At 69.2% G+C, this 21,832-nt stretch carries 12 protein-coding genes; 7 read left to right on the top strand and 5 right to left on the bottom strand.

Annotation, left to right across the window (positions count from 1 at the left end; all coding sequences use genetic code 11):
* The first annotated feature begins 114 nt into the window (after positions 1-114).
* The 3 genes from AJAP_RS31885 to AJAP_RS31895 all read left to right on the top strand — a co-directional run bounded on the left by AJAP_RS31885 (position 115) and on the right by AJAP_RS31895 (position 8,791).
* A complete protein-coding gene (locus AJAP_RS31885; protein ID WP_038518367.1) occupies positions 115-1,329 on the top strand; it encodes a cytochrome P450 in 1,215 nt (404 codons plus the stop codon).
* Between the two features lie 246 nt (positions 1,330-1,575).
* Positions 1,576-2,415 carry a poly(ethylene terephthalate) hydrolase family protein gene (locus AJAP_RS31890; protein ID WP_051972663.1) on the top strand — a complete coding sequence of 280 codons (840 nt, stop codon included), beginning with the start codon at positions 1,576-1,578 and terminating at the stop codon, positions 2,413-2,415.
* Positions 2,416-2,497: 82 nt separating this feature from the next.
* Positions 2,498-8,791 (top strand): type I polyketide synthase, encoded by a 6,294-nt coding sequence (locus AJAP_RS31895; protein WP_038518370.1) that lies wholly within the window; start codon positions 2,498-2,500, stop codon positions 8,789-8,791.
* Here the strand turns inward: AJAP_RS31895 and AJAP_RS31900 are convergent.
* Positions 8,748-9,665, bottom strand: a complete 918-nt coding sequence (locus AJAP_RS31900) for an EamA family transporter (RefSeq protein WP_038518373.1) — start codon at positions 9,663-9,665, stop codon at positions 8,748-8,750. The genes AJAP_RS31895 and AJAP_RS31900 overlap by 44 nt on opposite strands.
* 93 nt (positions 9,666-9,758) lie before the next feature.
* Between AJAP_RS31900 and AJAP_RS31905 the strand changes: the two genes are divergently transcribed.
* Complete coding sequence (locus tag AJAP_RS31905; protein WP_038518375.1) at positions 9,759-10,265, top strand: MarR family winged helix-turn-helix transcriptional regulator; 507 nt, start codon at positions 9,759-9,761, stop codon at positions 10,263-10,265.
* 12 nt (positions 10,266-10,277) lie between these two features.
* Here AJAP_RS31905 and AJAP_RS31910 read toward each other — a convergent pair whose 3' ends face one another.
* The 3 genes from AJAP_RS31910 to AJAP_RS31920 all read right to left on the bottom strand — a co-directional run bounded on the left by AJAP_RS31910 (position 10,278) and on the right by AJAP_RS31920 (position 14,466).
* Positions 10,278-10,952, bottom strand: a complete 675-nt coding sequence (locus tag AJAP_RS31910) for a DUF4232 domain-containing protein (RefSeq protein WP_038518378.1) — start codon at positions 10,950-10,952, stop codon at positions 10,278-10,280.
* Between the two features lie 157 nt (positions 10,953-11,109).
* A complete protein-coding gene (locus AJAP_RS31915) occupies positions 11,110-13,641 on the bottom strand; it encodes a phosphocholine-specific phospholipase C (RefSeq protein WP_038518381.1) in 2,532 nt (843 codons plus the stop codon).
* A 411-nt stretch (positions 13,642-14,052) separates the two neighbouring features.
* Positions 14,053-14,466, bottom strand: a complete 414-nt coding sequence (locus AJAP_RS31920) for a hypothetical protein (RefSeq protein WP_038518383.1) — start codon at positions 14,464-14,466, stop codon at positions 14,053-14,055.
* Positions 14,467-14,651: 185 nt separating this feature from the next.
* Here AJAP_RS31920 and AJAP_RS31925 point away from each other — a divergent pair, with 185 nt between their 5' ends.
* The 3 genes from AJAP_RS31925 (at position 14,652) to AJAP_RS31935 (ending at position 17,454) form a co-directional block, all read left to right on the top strand.
* Positions 14,652-15,365 (top strand): Crp/Fnr family transcriptional regulator, encoded by a 714-nt coding sequence (locus tag AJAP_RS31925; RefSeq protein ID WP_038518385.1) that lies wholly within the window; start codon positions 14,652-14,654, stop codon positions 15,363-15,365.
* A gap of 98 nt (positions 15,366-15,463) precedes the next feature.
* Positions 15,464-15,640, top strand: coding sequence for a hypothetical protein (locus AJAP_RS31930; RefSeq protein WP_228694668.1), 177 nt, complete (start codon positions 15,464-15,466; stop codon positions 15,638-15,640).
* Positions 15,640-17,454 (top strand): HEXXH motif domain-containing protein, encoded by a 1,815-nt coding sequence (locus AJAP_RS31935; RefSeq protein WP_038518390.1) that lies wholly within the window; start codon positions 15,640-15,642, stop codon positions 17,452-17,454. Before AJAP_RS31930 ends, AJAP_RS31935 begins: the two co-directional genes overlap by 1 nt.
* A 1-nt stretch (position 17,455) precedes the next feature.
* Here the strand turns inward: AJAP_RS31935 and fxsT are convergent, their stop codons facing one another.
* Complete coding sequence (gene fxsT, locus AJAP_RS31940) at positions 17,456-21,832, bottom strand: FxSxx-COOH system tetratricopeptide repeat protein (RefSeq protein WP_084098412.1); 4,377 nt, start codon at positions 21,830-21,832, stop codon at positions 17,456-17,458.

Raw genomic sequence — 21,832 nt, forward strand, 5'->3', positions numbered from 1 at the left:
CGCGCTGACACGGCCCCGCCACGGCGCTGACACGGGTGGTGTCAGCGCCGTGTCAGCCGGATGTCAGGCCTCGCGGGGAGAGTTGCCGTCACAACCACCACGAAAGGCGAAGCGATGACTCAGACGGTTCCCGTCCCGCAGGGCCTCCCGATGGAGCGCGACGCGGGGCCCTTCGACCCGCCCCGCGAGATCACCCGGCTGCGCGAGGCCCGCCCGGTGAGTCCCATGGTCTTCCCCGACGGTCACGAAGGATGGCTCGTCACCGGCTACGACGAGGTCCGGCAGATGATGGCCGACACCCGGTTCAGCTCGCGCCAGGACATCGGCATCCTGCACGTGCCGTACGAGACGGGGATGCCCGCTCCGACCGAACCGTCGCCGCCGATGCCGGGCATGTTCGTCGCGATGGACCCGCCGGACCACGGCCGGCTGCGGAAGCGGCTGACCGGCGCCTTCACCGTGAAGCGGATGAAGCAGCTCGAAGAGCACATAGTCGAGATCACTGAACGGCAGCTGGACGCGATGGCGAACCTGACTCCGCCGATCGACCTGGTCAAGGAGTTCGCGCTGCCGGTGCCGTCGCTGGTGATCTGCGAGCTGCTCGGCGTCCCCTACGAGGACCGCGAGAGCTTCCAGGCCAACTCCGCGCAGCTCATGGTCAGGGACCAGACGCTGGAGGAGAAGATGGCCGCGTTCATCGGGATGAACACGTTCCTCACCGAACTGGTCACCCGCAAACGCGAGACGCCCGGCGACGACATCCTGTCCGACCTCGGCCGCCACGAAGACCTCACCATCGAGGAACTGGCGGGCGCCGCGTTCCTGCTGCTGCTCGCCGGACACGAGACCACCGCGAACATGCTGGCGCTGGGCACCTTCGCGCTCCTGGAGCACCCTGAGCAGCTCGCCGAACTGCGGGCCGACGCGGAGCTGCTCCCCGGCGCCGTCGAAGAACTGCTTCGCTACCTGTCCGTCGCCGACATCTTCTTCCGTTACGCCACGGAGGATCTGGAGCTCGGCGGCGAAACGATCCCCGCGGGGTCGACGGTGATCATCTCGCTGCTGGCCGCCAACCGTGATCCGCGACGGTTCGAAAACCCCGATGCCTTGGACCTGCACCGCAACGCCCGCGGTCTGCTGTCGTTCGGGCACGGCATCCACCAGTGCCTCGGGCAGCAGCTGGCGCGGATCGAGATGCGCGCGGGTTTCGAGGGACTGCTGCGCCGTTTCCCGACACTCGCGCTCGCCGTGCCCGCCGAGGAGGTCAAGCTCAAGACCGACATGAACATCTACGGCGTGCACGAGCTTCCGGTCACCTGGACCGCATAGGCCTCGTGAGTGGCTCGCTCGCCCTTGCAGTACCTGAAGGCCCCCTTCCTTGCGCTAGACGCAAGGAAGGGGGCCTTCATGTACTTGCGATCAACCGCGGTTGAATAAGTACCCGTATTCATTCCGTTCCGCCGATTGTCACCGTTCACAATCCGCCCCGCCGCGATTCTGGGGACTTCCAGGAAACAACAAGCGCTCCGCTTGGAATGATCACGAGATCACTCCTCGAAACCGTTCGGAGACACCATGCGTTCCTTGAGCCGCAGGGCATTGCTGACCGTGCTGGCGCTGGCCGTGTCGGCGACGGCGGTCCCGCAGACCGCCGTCGCCGCGTCGGCGGCCGCCCCGACCAGTCCGCGCGTGTACGAGAAAGCCGGGCCGCACAAGGCGGTCAAGGCGACAGGCGGTCCGGCGCACACCCTCTACTACCCGGCCGACATCGCCTCTGACGGCACCGAGCATCCGGTGCTGATCTGGGGCAACGGCACGAACGCCACCGTCGACCAGTACGAGCAGCTTTTCACCCACCTCGCGAGCTGGGGTTACGTCGTCGCGGCCGCGAACACCGGCCAGTCGGGATCCGGCCAGGAGATGCTGGCGGGCGCCCGGTATCTGATCGCGGAGAACTCCCGTGCGGGCAGCGTCTTCCAGGGCCGCATCGCCACCGGGAAGATCGCCGCCGCCGGGCATTCGCAGGGCGGGGGCGGCGCGATCGCGGCCGGGGCGGACCCGCTCGTCAAGACCACGCTGCCGATCATGCCCGGCCCGCAGGGCAACGTGAACAAGCTGCACGGACCCGCCTTCTTCGTGTCCGGGCAGGCCGACGTCGTCGTGCCCGCCTTCTACGTGCGCAGCCGATTCCTTGCCTGCGACCAGGTTCCCGCCGTGTATGGCCAGCTGAAGGGCGCCACGCACTTCCTCCAGGGCGAGACCCGCGACCGGGCCATCGGCGCCATCACCGCGTGGCTGCGGTTCCACCTCTCCGGTGACCAGAACGCCGAAAGTGTCTTCTATGGCACCGTTTCCGGCCTCGACCAGGACGACGACGGCTGGTCCGCGACCGAGCGGAACGAAAAGGCCGCCTGATGCGCGATCCGTCGGCGAAAAGTGCCCGTTCGGGAAGCTGAGCACGTCGCCGCGCCGACCCGCGCGCCTATACCTTCGAAGGATGACCGAGATCCGCCCGCTGGTGACCTTGTTACGCGAACGGCAGCCCGCCCGGCCGGCGTTCACCGACGAGCACCGGACCCTGACCTTCGGGGAACTGCTGGAGTCGAGCGGCCGGCTGGCGGCGGGGCTCGGGATCGCCCGCGGTGAACGGGTGCTGGTCCACATCGGCGGGCGGGTCGAATTCGCCGAGTACAGCCTGGCGGTGCTGCGGGCGGGCGGGGTCGGTGTTCCGGTGAGCGCGCGGTCGACGGCGGCCGAACTCGCCCGTGTCGCCGACGATTCCGGCGCCGTTCTGCTGATCACCGAAGCCAGGCACGCGGAGCTCACGCGAAAGCTCCGGCTACGAGTGGTGTTCGTCGAGGACGAGCCGTCGCCCCCGCGGGGTGAACCGCGCGACGATCTCGGCCTCGACGAACCCGCTTGGCTGCTCTACACCTCCGGCACGACCGGCCGCCCCAAAGGCGTGCTGACGACCCAGCGCGCGATGCTCTGGTCGTCGGCCGCCTGCTACGGGCCGATGTACGGGATCTCCGGCGAAGACACCGTTCTGTGGCCGCTTCCGTTGCACCACGCGTACGCGTTGTCGCTGGCCTTCGCCGGGACGATCGCGTTGGGCACGCACACGAGGATCGTCGACCGCGATCTGCGCGGGGCGCTCACGGCGTTCCCCGGCGGTGTCCTCGCCGGTGTCCCGGCGACGTTTCTGAATCTGCGTCAGGAGGTCCGCGGCGATCTCCCCGCGCCACGCCTGTGCCTCTCCGGAGGCTCGCCGTGCACCGCGCCGACTCGCGCCGCCGTCAGGGACCTGTTCGGCATCGAAGTCCTCGACGGTTACGGCAGCACGGAAACCGGTGGCAAGATCGCCGTCCAGCTCCCCGGCGAGGATCATCTGACACCGGTGCCGGGGATGGAGGTCCGCGTCGTCGACGAGCAGATCGAGGTGCGCGGTCCCGGAGTGGCGCCGAGCGCCGCGGGGCCGGACGGCTGGTACCGGACCGGTGATGTGGGCGGTCTCGCCGAGGGGCGGCTCATCCTCGAAGGCCGCGCCGACGACGTCATCGTCTGCGGCGGCCAGAACGTGCACCCGACGGAGATCGAGGCGGTCATCGCCGAAGTCCCTGGCGTCAAAGACGTTCTGGTGACGGGAAGACCCGACGAGGTCCTCGGCGCGGTCCCGGTGGCGTTCCTCGTCTCCGACGAGCCGGATCTCGACGCGGTACGCCGCCTGTGCCGCCACCGGCTCTCCGCGTACAAGGTTCCGGTTGCCTTCCACCTCGTCGAAAGCCTTCCCCGGACGCCGTCGGGGAAAGCGCTGCGGAAGGATTTGCGCGTTCCGCCACCCGTGGCGGAAACGCTGGTGCGCGAGGCGATCGCCGAACTGTGCGACGTCGGCGAGCGGTGGCGCGACCGGCCGTTCGCCGAACTGGGCCTGACGTCGGTGGGCGGCGTGCAGTTGCGGCACCGGCTGGCCGAGGCGACCGGATTGGCCCTCCCCCAAGCGCTCGTCTACGACTTCCCGACCCCGGCCGCGGTCATCGCCGAGCTCGAACGGCTCCTGGCCGGGGAAAGCAGACCCGCGACGAAAAGAGCCGTTCCCGCTCGCGACGACGAACCGATCGCCGTCGTCGCGACCGCGTGCCGGTTCCCCGGCGGCGTGACGTCGCCCGAGGCCCTGTGGAACCTGGTGGCCGGTGGCGTCGACGCGACCGGCGACTTCCCCACCGACCGGGGCTGGGAGCACTCCGTCCGATACGACCCGGATCCCGGCAGGCTCGGCGGTTCCACCACCCGCCGCGGCGGATTCGTGTACGACGCCATGGATTTCGACCCCGCCCTGTTCGGGATGTCGCCGCGCGAGGCCCTGTCGACCGACCCTCAGCAGCGGTTGCTGCTGGAGACGTCGTGGGAGCTGTTCGAACGTGCCGGCCTCGACACCGCCACGCTGCGCGGAAGCGACACCGGGGTGTTCGTCGGCGTGATGAACGAGGACTACGCCAGCCGGTTCGAAGGGCATCGGATGGAGGGACGGCTGGGCATCGGGTCCTCGCACGCGCTCGCGTCCGGCCGGATCTCCTACACCTTCGGGCTGCACGGCCCGGCGGTCACGGTCGACACCGCCTGCTCCTCGTCGCTGGTGGCACTGCATTGGGCCGTGCGCGCGCTGCGTGCCGGCGAGTGTTCGCTCGCCGTGGCCGGTGGCGCGACGGTGATGTCGTCCCCGCGCACGTTCCTGGAATTCAGCCGCCAGCGCGGCCTTTCGCCGGACGGCCGATGCCGCTCCTACGCGGCGGGCGCCGACGGCACGGCGTGGTCCGAGGGCGCGGGCGTCGTCCTCCTGGAGCGGCTGTCGGACGCCCGCCGGAACGGGCATCCGGTGCTGGCACTGCTCAGCGGTTCGGCCGTCAACTCCGACGGGGCGTCGAACGGGCTGACCGCGCCGAGCGGGCGGGCCCAGCGCGCGGTCGTCGCGTCCGCGCTGGCCGACGCCGGTCTGTCCCCGGCCGACGTCGACGCGGTGGAGGGGCACGGAACGGCCACCCCGATCGGCGATCCGATCGAGGCGGAGGCCCTCATCGCCGCCTACGGTGGCGAGCGTGACCGGCCGCTGTGGCTCGGCTCGGTGAAGGCCAACATCGGGCACACCCAGGCCGCGGCGGGCGTCGCCGGGGTGATCAAGATGGTGGAAGCCTTGCGGCACGGGCATTTGCCGCCGTCGCTGTACGCCGACGAGCCGAGCCCCCGCGTCGACTGGTCCGCGGGCGATGTGCGCCTGCTCGCCGAAGGCCGGGAATGGCGTGCCGGGCCGAAACCCCGGCACGCCGGGGTGTCCGCGTTCGGGATCGGCGGCACCAACGCGCACGTTCTCGTCTCCGAAGCGCCGCCCTCGCCCGAAAATGGAACTCCCGCGTCTCTCGGAGCGCCGTGGCTGTTGAGCGCCGCCGGGGACGGCGCGCTGCGAGCCGCCGCCTCCCGGTTACTGGCGACCGTGGGCGGCCGGGACGAGGACGACGTCGCGTTCACCCTCGCCACCCGCTCCGCGCTGGAGCATCGCGCGCTGGTCCCGTCCGGCGATCTCGCCGCGTTGCGCGCCCTCGCCACGGGCGAACGCCGCGGCCGGACCGTGCGCGGACCGGCGGCCGCGGCGTTCCTGTTCAGCGGACAGGGCGCGCAGCGCGCGGGAATGGGAAAGGAACTGTCGGAGCGGTTCCCGTTGTTCCGCAAGGCGTTCGACGCGGCGTGTGAGGCGCTCGGCGGCGGAGTCCGTGAAGTCGCGTTCGAGGGCGGGGAGCTGCTCGACCGGACGGATCACGCGCAAGCCGCCTTGTTCGCCTACGAAGTCGCCCTGTACCGGCTGCTGGAATCCTGGGGTCTCCGGCCCGGCACGGTCGCTGGGCACTCGATCGGCGAGATCGCCGCCGCACATGTCGCCGGTGTCCTCTCCCTCGAGGACGCCGGTGTCCTGGTGGCCGCGCGCGGCCGTCTGATGGCCGCTTTGCCGCCGGGTGGCGTCATGATCGCCGTCCGGGCGGCCGAGGCCGAAGTCGCCCCACTGGTCGGGGAATTCGCCGACCAGGTGGCGATCGCCGCCGTCAACGGCCCTCGATCCCTCGTGCTGTCCGGATCCGCGAGCGTGACCGAAGCGATCGCGGCCCAGTGGCCGGGTTCCACACGCCTGCGCGTCAGCCACGCGTTCCATTCGCCGCTGATCGACCCGATGCTCGCCGAATTCCACGAGGTCGCCACCGGGCTGACCTACCGCGCACCGGAGACGACCCTGATCTCCGGCCTGACCGGCCGCGCGATCACCGGCGTCGACCCGGAGTACTGGGTGCGGCACGCCAGGGAAACGGTCCGGTTCGCCGACGCGCTGGACACCCTCGCCGCGACGGAAACGGCCATCTGCCTGGAGATCGGCCCGTCCGCGGTGCTGAGCAGGGCCGCCGGATCGGTACTGCCCACCGTGTCCACTATGGACACGAGCCGGAGCGTCCTGGAAGCGGCGGGCGAGCTGCACACCGCCGGTGTGTCCGTGTCGTGGCGATCGGTTTTCGACGGCAGCGGCGCCCGCCGGGTCACGCTGCCGACGTATCCCTTCCAGCGCGAGCGGTTCTGGCTCGATCCGCAACCGCGCCGGAGCCACGACGGCCATGCGATGCTCGGCCCGGCGCTCGTCGCCCCCGACTCGCCCAGGGTCGTGCACGGCGGTTCGGCGGGCGTCCGCACGCACGGCTGGCTCGCCGACCACGTCGTCGGTGGCGCGACACTGTTCCCGGCCAGCGCCTTCGTCGAACTCGCCGTGCACGCGGGCGGAACGAACGTAGCCGAGCTGACGATCGAGGCGCCGCTGCGGCTCGGCCGGTCAGAGGACGTCGCGCTCCAAGTGGTCGTGGACGGACCCCGGATCGACATCTACGCCAAGGACTCCGACGCCTGGACGCGGCACGCCACCGGCCGTCTGGGGACCTCCGAGGTCTTCGCGCAGCCGTGGAAGGGCGAGTGGCCGCCTCCCGCCACCGAATCGGTCGACGTGGACCGGGCTTACGCGGCCCTCGACTACGGTCCCGCCTTCCGCGCGGTGACCGGACTGTGGCAGGACGGCGACGAACTGTTCGCCGACATCGCGCTCGCCGAAGACGTCGACGGCCGGTTCGCCCTGCATCCCGTGCTGCTCGACGCGGCGGTGCACACCCTCGCGCTGGCCGGAGCACCCGGAGACGAAGCACGCGTGCCGTTCTTCTGGAGCGGCGTCCACGTGTTCGCCCCCGCCGCGCGCCGGGCGCGAGTCCACTGTGTACGGTCCGGCCCCGGCGAAGTCCGCGTCGAACTCTTCGACCCGGCCGGAACACCCGTCGCGGTCGTGGAATCGCTGCTCACCCGGCCGCTGCCCGCCGGGAACACGATGCTCTACGCGCCGCGCTGGATCCCCGTCCCGGCCGCGCGCGCCGACGACGTCCGGATCGTCGAGACCGAAGACGTCCGGAGCGCGCTCACCGCGCTGCAGGACACCCTCCCGCGCGGGGAACGCACCGTCGTCGTCACCCGAGACGCGGCCGATCCGGCGTCGGCCGCCCTCTTCGGGCTCGGGGCCGCCGCGTCGAGCGAGTACCGCGGCCTGGTCACCGTGGTCGACACCGCGCTCCCGGTGGAGAAGGTGCGCGAGCTCGTCGGCGGCAACCCCGAACCCCAGCTGTCGATCCGGGACGGCGTACCGCACGCGCTGCGGATCGCCCGCACCGCGCCCGCGTCCGGCCGTCCGATCGACCCGGCCGGGACCGTGCTGATCACCGGCGGCACCGGCGCGCTCGGTGGGGCGCTGGCCCGGCATCTCGTGGCCGCGCACGGGGTCCGGCATCTGCTGCTGGTCAGCCGCCGCGGCTCGTCCTCACCCGGCGCGGACGAGCTTCGCGAACTGCCCGCCGACGTGCGGATCGTCGACGGCGACATCGCCGATCCGGCCTTCGTCCGACAGCTGGTCGACTCCTGCGACCCGCCGCTGACCGCCGTGGTGCACTCCGCCGCCGTCGTCGCCGACGCCGCGTTCACCGCGCAGACGACCGCCGGGGTCGACACCGTCTTCCGCCCGAAGGCCGACGCCGCGGCGATCCTGCACGAGGCCACCCGGCATCTCCCCCTGTCGGCTTTCGTGCTCTTTTCCTCGCTGGCCGGCACTTTCGGCAACGCGGGACAAGCGAACTACGCGGCGGCGAACCGCTACCTCGACGCGTTGGCCGTACGACGGCGGGCGGAAGGGCTTCCCGCGACGTCGATCGCTTGGGGTCTCTGGGATCTGGAGATCGGCCTCGGCTCGAAGATCCCCGAAGCGGCGCGGCATCGCATCCAGACCTCCGGGGTGGCCGCGCTGACCCTGGAGCAGGGAATGGCGCTGTTCGACGCCGCGCTCGGACACGCCGAACCGGTCCTGATCGCCGCCCGGCTCGACCCCACCGCCGCCGGTCTGCCCCCGATCGCCGACGGTCTCGGCCGCCCCGCCGCGAGACCCGCGCCGCCGTCACCCGACCGGCGCTGGCCGGATCAGCCCACGGAGCAGGAACTGCGCGAGCTGCTGCGGGTGGAACTCGCCGAGGTCCTCGGCCACCACGATCCGGGAACGATCCCCATGGACAAGCCGTTCACCGAACTCGGACTCGATTCCCTGGCCGTCATCGATCTGCGGACCCGGCTCCGGGAGCTGACCGGCGTCGAACTCCCCGCCCGCGTCCTGTTCGACCACCCGACCGTCACGGAGCTCACCGGACACCTGCGCGACCGGGCCGGGCGAGGGTCTGGCTGAGCGTCAACGCGGTGAGCGCGACGGCGAATCCGGTGAGCTGCCAGCCGGTGAGGGTCTGGCCCAGCACCAGGAATCCCGCGGCGGTGGCGACGAGAGGGTTGGTCAGCGTCAGCAGGGAGACCGACGCCGGGGCGAGCCGGTCGATGCCGCGGAACCACAGCGGATAGGCCAGCGCGGTGGTGACGATGCCGATGTAGCCGTAGCCGATCAGGTTCGCCGTCGTCAGCGAGCTCGGGAGCCCTTCGAACAGGAGCGTCGCCGGGGCGAGGACGATGCCGCCGAGGGTCAGCTGCCAGCCGGTCATCGCCAGCGGATGCTCAGGGCGGCCCCATTTCTTGGTCAGGATCAGGGAAACGGCCATGAGCCCGACGGCGGCGAGCATGGCGGCCAGCCCGAGCGGGTCGAGCCGGGCTTCCGACGAAAGGGTCAGCAGCGCGACCCCACCGGCGCCGGCGATCGCGGCGAGCAGGATCGGCGCCGGGGTCCGGACGCGGAGCATCGGGAGCGCGAGCAGCGCCACCAGCAGGGGTTGCAGGGCGCCGAGGGTCGCGGCGACCCCGCCGGGGAGGCGGTACGCGGCGAAGAAGATCAACGGCAGGAAGGCGCCGAAGTTGAGCATCCCGAGCACCGTCGTCTTCCACCACCACGACCCGTGCGGGAGCCGCCGGGTCAGTGCCAGCAGGAGCAGCCCGGCCGGGAGCGCCCGCAGCGCGGCGGCCAAAAGCGGCCGGTCCGGGGGCAACAGGGTCGCGGTGACGACGTAGACGGTGCCCCAGCTGGCCGGGGCCAGCGCGGCGAGCCCGGCGTCACGCAGCGTCGGTTTCGCGGCCGCCGGTTCCGCCGGGACGACGGGCCGCTCGGCGATGATCGCCATGATGTCTCCTCACTGATAATCTCAACGTTGAGATAACACCAGCGACTTCTGTCAATGTCAAGTCTCTTAATGTTGAGACGATTGGAGGACGTCATGGCCGACGCGGTGGACGCGGTGATCGCGCTTTGGCGACACGAGCGGCCGGACCTCGAAGACAAGCTCTGGCCCGCCGAGGTGATCGGGCGCGTTCAGCGGCTTTCGCGAATCCTCGACCGGAAGCTCAAGGAGTTCAACGCCAAGCACGACCTGGAGTCGTGGGAGTTCGACGTGCTCACCACGCTCCGCCGCTCCGGGGAAGCCGACGGCCTGACGCCCGGCGCGCTGCTCAAGGCCGCGATGGTCACGTCCGGGGCGATCACGAACCGCATCGACCGCATGGAGACCAAGGGCCTGGTCGAGCGGGTGCGCGACAGCGACGACCGGCGTTCGGTCAAGATCCGGCTGACCGGCAAGGGACGTCAGGTCGTGGACGAGGTCTTCGTCCTCCACCTGGAGAACGAAGCCGACCTCCTGCCCGATCTGAAACCGGCGCAGTGGGCCGAACTGATCGGCGGCCTGCGGCTGCTGCTCGAACACTTCGGCGACACGTCACTGGAGTGATCGCGGCGAGGCTCAGGCGGGATCGGACAGGATCCCGTTCACGTAGGTCCCCGGACGCGTCGCGGCATCCTGGCGCAGCACAGGAAGATCCGACGGCCAGTTCGCGGTGAGCGGCTGGGTCTGCCCCGGCGGGATGGTCGTCACCCGCGTCGGCGTCCACGTGGCCGAGTCGTCGGCGGGCTTCAGGATCGTGATGGTCGCGGTCGCGGTGGATCCCGCCGGAACGTCGTTGTACTTCACGCCGTTGTCGATCCGGGGCAGGTGGTAGACCGGGCCGTTCGGGTCCTCGGGACCGTTCAGGTCGACGCCGGGAACGCCGTACAGCGCGCACGTCCGCGACGAAGTGTTCTTGTAGGTCAACGGAACGTCGAGCTGCCCCGACGAATTCGGGCTCGGCTTGGGAGAACCGAGCGCGAGCGAAAGATCCGTGGTGGCACAACGGGGATTTCCGCCCGAGCCGGCCTGTTTCCCGGTGGTGACGGGCGGCTTGGCCGTGGTGGTGGGCACGGAGGTGGCGGTCGGCGCGGCGGAGGTCTCGACACCGCCACCACCGACGGGCGCGGAGGTTCGCGGGGCGGCGGCGGGAGCCCCTGGGTTGCTGCAGGCGACGACGGCGAGCACACCGGCGCAGGCGGCGATTCCCTTCGCGAGCCGTGCGATGTTCGGTCGGATCTTGCGGTGGCTCATCATCTTCTCCCCGGTCGTCCCTGCGGTGGATCACTCACCGGGCAAGATGCCCGACAGGGCGGGAAAGATGCGTCACGATGACACTGCTCTCACAAAAGCAACCTCAGCGTCCGTCACGCATCTTTCCCTTTGGGACAAGGAGTTCTGCCCGTTCGGGTCAAATCCAGCCGAGCGGGGTGACCTCGGCCGCCGACGTCCAAGGCCCGCGTCCGCCCGCCTCGGTGAGGGCACGGAACCGCACATAACGCGCCCGGGTGGGCCAGAACCGCAGGGTCTTACGGGCGGCGTCGTCCGCGAAAGTACCCGCGGCGACGGGACTTCCCCAGGTCGAGCCGTCCGTGCTCAGATGGACTTCGTAGCCACCGACGCGCCCGTGGTCGGAGCCGTCCTGACGCGGCAAGTAGGCCAAGCCCGTGACCGTGCGAGCGGCGCCCAGATCGAGCTGCAGTTCGTGCGGCAGCGGGTCTTCCCCGCCGGACCACTTGGTGTGCCAATGGGTGGCGGGATTCCCGTCGACGGCGTTCGCCGCGGCGCCGTTCTCCCCCACCGTCTCCTGGCTGTCGGCCGAACGGACCGTGGCCGTGAGCGGCCCGGAGCCCATCACGGGGTCGCTGATGGTTTCGACGCCCGTCTCGACGTGCCCCGCGAAGCGGCGAAGGAAGCCGTCCGGTCCCTGAACGGTCAGGTCGTACCAGCCACCCATGCCGCCTTCGGTGCTGAACCAGTCCTCGACCGTCGCGCCCTGGGCGACCGTGTACGTCCACGGTCCACCGCCCCGGTTGCCGGTTCGCACGGTCAGCTCGCAAGCGGCGCCGGCGTTGGTCATCTTCAGGTACACGACGCCGGAACCCGGCCGCAGCACGACTTCCGGATTCGGTTTGCCGCCGGTGGTCGCGGTGATCCGGTTGCCCGCGAACCGGCGCAGGAAACCGTTGGGGCCGTGCGTGGTGAGGTCGTACGCGCCGTCCGGCGAACCGGCCTGCCAATAATCGGAAAGCGTCGCGCTCCCGCCTACGGTGTAGCGCCACGGCCCGTCGGTCCGGTACGCGTTGGCGTACACGTAAAAGTGCGCGCCCGCCGTTCCGGTGTTGGCGAAGTCGATCCAGAATCGTTCGGCGGTCACCCGTCCCGAAGCCGTCAGCTGATACGGCAAGGGGCGCGCGGCCCGCACTCCGGTCTCCGCGACGGGATGCTTCTGCACGGACGGCGGCTGCGGCTGGGTGTTCCACGGTCCACTGGTCGGCACGGGTTTGGTCAGCGCCGGATAGGTCGCGCTCGGCGACGTCGTGTCCAGCGCCGAAGTCAGGTCACCGCAGACGGTGCGCCGCCACGGCGAGATGTTCGGCTCGGCGACGCCGCTCCACTGTTCGAGGAAGCGCAACACGGAAGTGTGGTCGAAGACCTCCGAACACACCTTCCCGCCCCGGCTCCACGGCGAGATCACGAACATGGGCACCCGTATGCCCAGCCCGATCGGCTCACCGGAGACGAATTCGTCGGTCGTGGCGACGGAACTCTTGCCCTCGTCGTCGGAAACCGGCGGCGCGGGCGGCGGCATGTGGTCGAAGAAGCCGCCGTCCTCGTCGTAGGTCAGCAGGAACAACGTCTTGTTCCACACCTCGGGTTTGGACGCGATCGTGTCGAGGATCGACTTCACCAGATCGGCCCCGGTGTTCGGGCCCCACGCGGGATGTTCGGTCTGGGATTCCGGCGCGACGATCCACGACACCGACGGCAACCTGCCCGCGTCGACATCGCCCTTGAAGGCGCTCAACAATTGCTTCGGCGCGACCCGCGCCAGCCCGCGGTCGTACATCGCGCGTTCGGACGCGGTCAGGGTCGCCACACCGGCCGCCAATCCGTCGAGCAGCCGGGTGCGCTCGGCGGCCGAAGCCGAATCGAGGGCGTAGTAGAAGTACTCCAGCTTCGGGAAGGCTTTGCCCGCGGAGTCCTTCACCTTCGACAGCGCCTTGGTGCCGACGGCGAGGAAACTGCTGAAATAGTCCAGCGAGTTGTCGCCGTAATTGTCCCATTCCTGATAGACGCGCCAGCTACGGCCGGCGGCCTGCAGGCGCTCGGCGTAGGTCTTCCAGGTGTAGCCGGTGTGCCCGGGGTTCTGCCAGGCGGCGTTGCCGATCGCCCGGGTCGTCCCGTCCGGCTCGTAGCCGAGTTTGCCGGTGAACAGGTACATCCGATTCGGGTTCGTGGGCCCCATTTCCGAGCAGTGGTAGGCATCGCAGACGGTGAACGCGTCGGCCAGTTCGTGGTAGAACCGCAGCGCGGAACGGGTGTGATAGGTCAGCGACCGGACCCCCTTGGCCGCGCGCCACGCGTCGTGACGGCCCTTGTTCCACGCCCGGTGCCCGCCCGACCAGCTGTGGTCGACGTCGGCCATGAACTGATCGTCGATCGCGTACGGGAGCAGGGTGCCCGTGCCGTCGGGTTGGTGGAAGACCGACGCTCCCGACGGTAGTTTGATCGCGGCCGGATCGTTGAAACCCCGGACGCCGCGCAACGTCCCGAGATAATGGTCGAACGACCGGTTCTCCTGCATGAACACCACGACGTGCTCGATGACGTCGAGCCCGCCAGTCGGCGCTTCGGCGGCGAGTGCCTGCCGGACGCTCGCCGGGAGCAAGGTGAAGGCGGAAGCCGCACCAGCGGCCTTCAGCAGGGTACGACGGCGCACGAAGCCCTCCAGGAATTGCGTTGAACCCGTTCGATCGTGTTCGAAACTGCACCTTTGACGCGGCTATCGAGCAGATAGAAACATAGGTGCCTGATCGGTTCAAGGGTTCGGCCCCGGGGCTGCATGATCGGAGCAAGATGACGCGACTTTCGGATGGTCACGACCTCGTGAGTGTTCTGTACCTCCTTGTCCCAAGTCCGTGAAGGCGTGACTCGCGTGATCAGGGACGTGACTCGCGTGATCGGAGGCCGCACTCGGGTGTTCCGCCTCTGATCACGCGAGTTCCGGCTCCGATCACGCGAGTTCCGCCTTCAATCACGTGAGTGCGGTCTCGCGAGGGGAACCGCGGTGGGGGCCGCCCCCCTTGAGCGTCCCCCACCGCGGTTCATCCGGCCGGGAACCGGCCGGACGTCATCTCCTGTCGTCGTCAGGCCGCCCGGACAAGGCCGCCAGGGAAAGCACCATGACGACCGGCCAGATCACGGCCACCAACGCGGCGCCGCCGAAGGTGATCGCCGTGACCGAGACCGCCGTCGCGATCAGCCCACCGACGGGTGACACGTAACAAAGGCCCAACGGCCCCAAGAAGAGCGCCCACAGCAACGCGGCCTTCGCCGATTTGGCGGGCGGCCGGGGCACCGGATACCGCCCCGGCCCGACGACCTCGTGGTCGTCACCCTGGTACCACCCGCCGGACATCAGCGGCGGATGCGGCGCGAAGAACGCCGGTCTTCGGCCGAACGCCTTGGGCGTCCGCGGGTTCTGCACGACCGGCACATGGCGGTGATCCTTCGGCCGTCCCATGACACTTTCCGCACTGTGCATGACACCCTCCCCCGTCGCCGGCCCGAGGCCTGGTGAAGTCACCCCGTGCCTGGCACAATTACCGGTCGCGGTTCGAAACTTCCGGGTCGTTCTGCCCACTGACCATGCTGACGAGTCGGGGGAGTGGCTGATGCGTCAAATGGAACACAGCACCGATCCGGTTCCCGGGGAACCGGAGGGCCAGGATGACCGGTTCCTCCGCGGCTGAAAACGGGAGTCTGGGCACCTGGCGGCGGCTGACACCGGCGGAGCAGTCCGCCCTCCGGCGCGCCGGCCACGTGAAAGTGTGGCGACCCGGCCAGATCCTCGCCCTCCAGGGCAGTCCGCCCACCAGCATGTTCGTCGTCCTGCACGGTTGGGTGAAGATCAGCGCCACCAACTATCGCGGCGAGGACGCCCCGCTCGCCGCCCGCGGTCCCGCGGAAATCGTCGGCGAACTGGCCCCGATCAGCGGACTCCCCCGTTCCGCGACGATGTCGGCGATCGACGAGGTGCACACGCTCGTCGTACCGAGGGACAAATTCCTCGGCGTATTACGCGAGCAACCGCGTATCGCCGAGGAGATCTTCCGGACCGCGGCGATCCGGCTGCAACAATCCGACCGGCTGCGTCTCGAATCCGGCGGCCCGGATTTCCCGCAACGCCTCGCCGCCGTTCTCCTGGAACTCGCGCTGCAGCACGCCGTCGACTGGACGGCCGGGAAACAGGTCGATCTCCGCTTCAACCAAGGGGAATTGGCGGGCTTCGCGCGGGTCTCGCGCAGCACCCTGATCCGGGGCCTCGACGAACTCCGACGCCTGGGCGTGGTGCGCACCGCACGTCAGCGCGTCACCATCACCAGCCCTCGCGCACTACGGGAATTGGCGGCCGGGCGGCCACCACCCGCCGTCGAGGCCTGATCCGGCACGAAATCTCGGCTATCCTTATCGAGGTTCAGCTCTCGTAATCGTTTCACGGGCTGGAGGGAATCGGCACGATGAGTTCATTCTCGGCAGACATGGAACCGGACATCGAATCGGCGTTGATCGATCTCGGCGCAGTCTCCTTCACCGCGTTACGAGAGCTGGACAGCGAGGCCTTCCGCCATTCGGCGCGCCAGGTCGTCGAACGCACCACCCTTGTCCGTGCACGGTACAGAAGCGGCACCGGGAACAACGGTGAGCGGATCGACTGATGCCGCCATCGGCCGGGTCGCGGCCCGAGTTCCACCGTTTGTCGTGGCGGGACTTCGACGCGCTCGCGCGTCTCGACGGCGATGAGGACATGGCGCGGCGACTGCGACGCGCCGAGCGAAGCCGTCGCAAACTGTTGATCCACGCCTTGCTGACCGAAGCCGCCAAGACACCGGATCATTCGGGCCCGCTACCGCCGCTGGATTCCGCTTGGGAACTCCTCGCCCGTGCCGAAGCACGAGTACCCCGTTCGGTGAACAGGATGCTCACCAATCCGTATACCGGAAGCTGGGCAGGCTATACGACTCGACTGCTCCGCAACGGGATCGACGGCGTCGGTCCTTTGTGGATGCACCTGGGGCACGCGCACGCGATCGCGGCGGCCGCGGCGATCCGGGCCGAGCTGGACTTCGAGACCGTCATCCCGGCTTGGCACGGCGACGCCATGCTCCCTTCACTCGGCATGGCCCGCTTTCCGGTCACCGAAACGTTTTCTTCGGCCCTCGTGCGAGGCGCGAACGGCCGGTACTCCGTGTCGAACGCCGATACGACGATTCAGCTGCCGGACGCGCCGGACTCCGACGCCCCGGGTTGGTGGGGAATCCGGCGGGTGCGAAGCCGGGTCGGCGCGCACCGGTTCTCGTTGTGGCTCGACGACCTCGATCCCTATCGAGGTCTCTACGAGCCGCTCCCGCCGGAACGGATACCGGGCAAAGACCTGGCGGATTGGCAACGGCTGATCGACGAGGCCTGCCGCCTGGTCGCCACCCATCTCCCCGGCCTGGCCCGCATCATGCCGGTGGGATTGGCGTCCTTGGTTCCGAAACCCCAGGTGCTCTTCCGGAATCCGAGCGCGTCGACCGGAGAAGCTTTCGGCAGCGCGGTCGTCGGACTGCCCACCGACGGCGCGTCGCTCGCCGAAACGCTGATCCACGAGTTCCAGCACATAGTGCTCGGGGGTCTGCTGCACCTCGTCGAGTTGTACGAGCCGGACCCCCGAGAGCGGATCTATGTGGCCTGGCGAGACGATCCACGCCCCCTGAGCGGCGCCTTCCAAGGTGTCTACGCTTTCTTCGGTGTCACCGCCTTCTGGCGCGCACTGGCCAGGGCAGGGACGAGTCCCCGTCGCTCCGCCTTCGAATTCGCCTACTGGCGTGAGCAGACGTGGCACACCCTGCAAGTGCTGCGAGCCGACTCGACGCTGACCGATGCCGGCCGACGCTTTCTCGACGCCATCGCCGAACGCCTCGGGCCATGGCAGGCCGAGCCCGTATCGACGGAGGCGAGCGAGCTTGCCACAGCGGCCCGCCACGATCACCTGGCGGGATGGCGGGCCCGGCACCTGCGTCCAGACCCGTCGGTAGTCGCCGAACTCGCGGCGGCTTGGCTCAGCGGACGACCGAAGCCTCCCGCGAGTCTCGACGCCACGAGTCTCCCCCCGACACCGGTACCGGACGGAGGCTGGTCCCCGGCCAGAACGGACCTCATCCGGCTCACCCTCGGTGCGACGCGGTCACCGGACGGGCGACCGCCGACGGTCCCCGGCGCCACCGCGGCTGATATCGCGTACACCGCGGGCGATCACCTCGAAGCCGTCGAGGGCTACCGGAGGGAACTCGCCGCGGATCCGGACCGGCCGAACTCCTTGGCCGGGCTGGGCCTCGCGCTCTCCGCCCGAGGCCTCCACCCTGCCGCTCGTGCCCTGCTGCACTGTCCCGAGCTGGTCCGCGCGGTGCATCGACCCTTGCGATCCGGCCCCCGGCCCCCGACCGTGGAGGAGATCGCCTCCTGGATCGGGCAACTCGTGCCGGGTTGAGTCACATCAGGATCGGGTCGATGTCGCAGTTGGCACGGGTGCCGCGACCGGCCGCCTGAGTTCCGGGGTGAGCCTCGCCCAGGATCCGGCGGTACCGCGCCAGGATCGGATCGCGCAACGGTGCAGCCTCCTCCGTCCGGCCGAGTGCGGCCAGATCCAGTCCGAGGTTGAACGACGCCGCCAGGACCGTGGGGTGATCCTCGCCGAGTACCTGCGTGCCACGTTCGATCGCGTCTCGTCCCAGCTCGACCACGCGGTCGAGCTCGCCCACCGCTGCCAGGTCACTCGCCAGATTGATCGTGGCGATGATGGCGTAGGGATGGTCCGGGCCGATGGTGGCACGGAACTGCTCGAGGGCGCGTTCGTCGAGCACGCGGGCGGCCGCGGCGTCGCCCATCAGCCGCAACGTCACCGCCAGGTCGACGTTGGCCGCGAGAGTGTGCGGATGATGCTCGCCGAGACCGCCGCGGAACCGCTCGAAGGTGTTCTCACCCAGCTTCTTCGCCGCGGCCAGATCACCCGAGTGACGAAGATCGATCGAATGCGCGAGAGCCGTGGCCATCGTCGTGCCATGGTCGTCGCCATAAGCGAGCCGGAACCTCTTGAGGGCCTCCGTGGACAAGCTGAGCGCCCCGGGGTGGTCGCCGTCCTTCCGCCTGGTCACCGAAAGCAGGAACGAGTTGACGGTCGCGTCCAGCTGCTCTCCGCCGAAGCGGGCGGTGAAATTCTCCGTCAGCCTCTCCTGCTGAATCCGGGCCTGGCCGTATTCGCCGGCTTCGCGCAGGTCGACGATCACCGAACTGTTGACGCTGAAGGTGCGGACGTGATCGCGGCCGAGGACCTCGATCCGTCGCCGGAGGGTGTCCTGATCCAGTTCCAAGGCCTCCCGGTAGGCGCCGGCCAGCCGCAGGCTGATCGCGTGCTGATACGCGGCGTAGAGCGTCTCCGGGTCGTCCTCACCGAACATCCGCTTGGCCTTGTGATAGATCTCTTCGCTCAGCTTGGTCGCTCCCGCGAAATCGCCCTGAGCCCGGAGATCGATCGTGATGTTCCGCTGAAGCGCGAAGGTCTCCTCGTTCTCTTCACTGGAGATCTGCAAACGCAGCGCGAGGGTGCGCTGGTTGAGCTCCGCGGCTTCGGAGTACCGGCCGATCGCCCACAGGTAGAGCCCGAGCCTCGACGAGACTTCGAGGGTCTGCGGATGGGTGGGGCCGAGGGCATCGGTGAACCGCTTACGCGCTTCGAGACCGAGCCGCGCCGCCTCCTCGTGATCGCCGTACTCGAACAGGTAGCGCATCAGGTTGATGTAGAGCTGACGCGGCCAGTCGTTGTCGCAGTCCAGGACATTCGCCGCGTAGGCGTGCGGCAGCAGTTCGCGGTAGCGCGACCAGTGCCTGCTGGACTCGGGGTCGTTGGGGTCCAGCGCGGCGAGCAGCTGGTGGGCGCCGTGCTGCATGCGCGCGTGCACCTGCCGGGCCATCACCCGGTTGCGCAGCACCAATTGCACCAGCCGGTGCAGCTGAAGCGTGTTGTTCCCGTGGTCGATCTTGGCGAGGCCGTAACGGTTGATGTCACGGATGGCGCGCGCCAGTTTGATCGGGTCACGGAGCGCGGCGTCCAGCTCGGGCGAGATCGACACCCGGTTGACGCCGGTGAGCAGGTCACGCGAGATCGGTTCCGGGGAGAAGAAGGCGCAGATGTGCAGGATCTGATGCGCCGCCGGGTTGCGGGTCTTCAGTTCCTCGAACGAAACGTTCCACGCGGCGGCGACGGATACCTCGTTGTCGGGCGCCGAAGCGGTGTCAAGGATTTCCTCGACCGACTCGTCGAACAGACGCAGATACTCCTGCACCGGCATCCCGGTCACCGCGCGCCAGGCAGCAGCCTGCTCCACGGCCAAGGGCAGGTCGCCGAGCTTCTCGGCGAGTTCGTCGGCGTCGGCCGGGTCGATCTCCGGACCGCGGCGGCCGAGCAGCTCGACGCTTTCCTCTCTTTTGAACACCGCGAGTTCCAGCGGGCGCGCGATCCCCGCCCAGTCGGAGTTGCGCGAGGTGATCAGGATTTCGCCGGGACCGTTCCGCGGGAAGAACGGCAGCACGGTATCCGGGCTTTCCGCGGCGTCGAAGACCAGGAGCCAGCGGCGGAAGGGGCGTCCGGTCCGGAGGGCCTCGATGACCGCGGGCACCGCGACACTGGCTTCGGACGCGCCGTGCAGGCCGAGGATTCCGGCGAGTTCGGTGAGACCGGCGCGGATCTGGGTGGTGTGCGCGGCGTCGATCCACCAGACGAGGTCGTAATCCTGGAGATGCCGGTAGATGTATTCGGCGGCCATCTGGGTCTTGCCGATACCGCCGAGACCGTGCAGCGCCGACGGAAGCACGGCGGTGGTACCACTGCTCAATCTCTTGGTGAGCTGGTCGAGCAATTCGTCGCGGCCGGTGAAGTTGGGGTTCCGTGGGGGAACGTTGCCGAAGACCAGTGGCGGGTCGTCGGCCTGGCGGTCGGGGAAGTTCCGGGAGGTTTCCGCCGCCGAAGGGTGCACGATCCGGGTCGTCGGCTCGTTCGCTTCGGGCTCACTGAGATAAGACGAGCGTCCCTGTGTCACAGGTGTCGAGGCAGGTGGACGTTCGGCCGTCTCAGGCATCATTGAGCTCTCAGTCTTTGATTCAGATACGTGTATGGGGAGGACTTGGCTTGCCGCGGCGTTGCGCAGCCGATCCGCTCGGGACAGGTACGGCCCGGAAAGGGCGCGCATGAGCGCGGTTTCCAGCTCCACATCGGCCGGGGACTCGTGGGTGAGGTCTGGGTCCGGTGTGTTGTTCGGGTCGGCGATGGCGTCTCGGAGGTGGGAGATCAACCGGATCCGGTCACCGAAATGGGTGGCGGCCACTCGGACGACCTTGGCCGTCTCCGACCGCCGCGCGCCGCTGAGCAGCAGTTCCCGGACTGCCTCGGGAAAAGCGAAGACCCCGTCTGTGTCCCAAGTGGACTTGCCCTCCCTGAGTGCGGGAGCGTACATCATCCCCGAAAGCAAAAGTTCGAGGAGGTGTTCCGGGCCCGCTTCCGGAACGAATTCCTGTCCCACCAGCTTCGCCACGTCGAGACGGACCGGTACCGCCGCGAGTAACTGCGCCAAGCGTAGCGCCGGCGGCGACGCAACACTGCGAAATCGTTGCACTCTTTCGGCGGGTGACAAAGTTACCGGCGGGTTATCGAAATCGGACTGGGGAATCCGTTCCGTGGCGAGTACGACGGTTCCTTCCACGGCGTCGTCGTTTTCGCCGGTCATCAGTCCGGCCCACCAGCCCAGCGACCTCGGCCGCAGTTCGAGGACCGGCACCGGGACGAGATGAGCGGGCACTTTCGAGCCCGGTTCGAGCCAGGCGTCCGCGAGGTCGCATTTCCATCTGCCGTTGGGCGCCACCGCGTTCGGCACGCGCAACCGGGCCTTGTGCGGGCTCATCCCACACCGGCCCCACAGCCAGTGCGGGAGCAGGTGCACGATGCTCACCGGCATCTTCCTGCCCCACCGGGCCAACATCGGGTAGAGCGCGTCCTTCTTCTGCCAGGCGTCACCCACTCCATCGGTCACCAGCAACACCACGCGCCGTCCCGACGAATCCAGGATTTCGTCCGGATCGCGGGCGGGCGCGCCGGGCGTGCCACCACGAAGAACGAGATTCTCTTCGGCGTCCTTAGCGGTTTCCAACAGGCGGACCTGGATGGTACGGAAAGCACCCACTTGCCGGAGTAATTCGACGAAAGCCGACACCCTGGGGCGCCACAAGGCCATCGACGGACCGTTGTCGAGGACGAGCGTCAGGTCCAGCCAGCGCTCTTTTCTCGATCGGGTGACCGGCCACCACCGGCCGGTCTCCGCGACCCGGACGGCGGTCGCCACTTCGTCCAGGACCACATTGTTGTGTCGCCGCGAGGCCATCTCTCGTTTCAGGGTTCTCAGCGCTCGGAAGTACTCCAGTGATTCGAGGAGTACCGCTCCCCCGGGCCCGGCGCCGTCCACCGCGGGTTCCGGCAGCTCACCGGGTACGGCTTCGATCGCGACGACCTGATCCTCGTCTTCCGCCTCCGGCGGGACGTCCACGAGGCGGGACGGCCCCGGCTCGGGAAGTTCCGGGATTTCCCCGCGGTCGGCGGGCGCGTTACGGATCCGTACTTCCTCGGGCGGCTCCTCGGCAGGCGCGGACTCTCCCTCGGCCTGCCGCGGCGAAATGGCGGCGGCCAGCCACACGATGTCGGCGACGTCGGTCCAGTTCAGGTCCTCGAATCCGAACCGCTTGCCCGCATGCGGAAAACCGGTGTCCCGCCGGTCCGCCACCGGGGCGGAACGCGAGTCGGACACACCGCCCGGCCCTTCCAT

This window comes from Amycolatopsis japonica (genome assembly GCF_000732925.1).
GTDB lineage: Bacteria > Actinomycetota > Actinomycetes > Mycobacteriales > Pseudonocardiaceae > Amycolatopsis > Amycolatopsis japonica.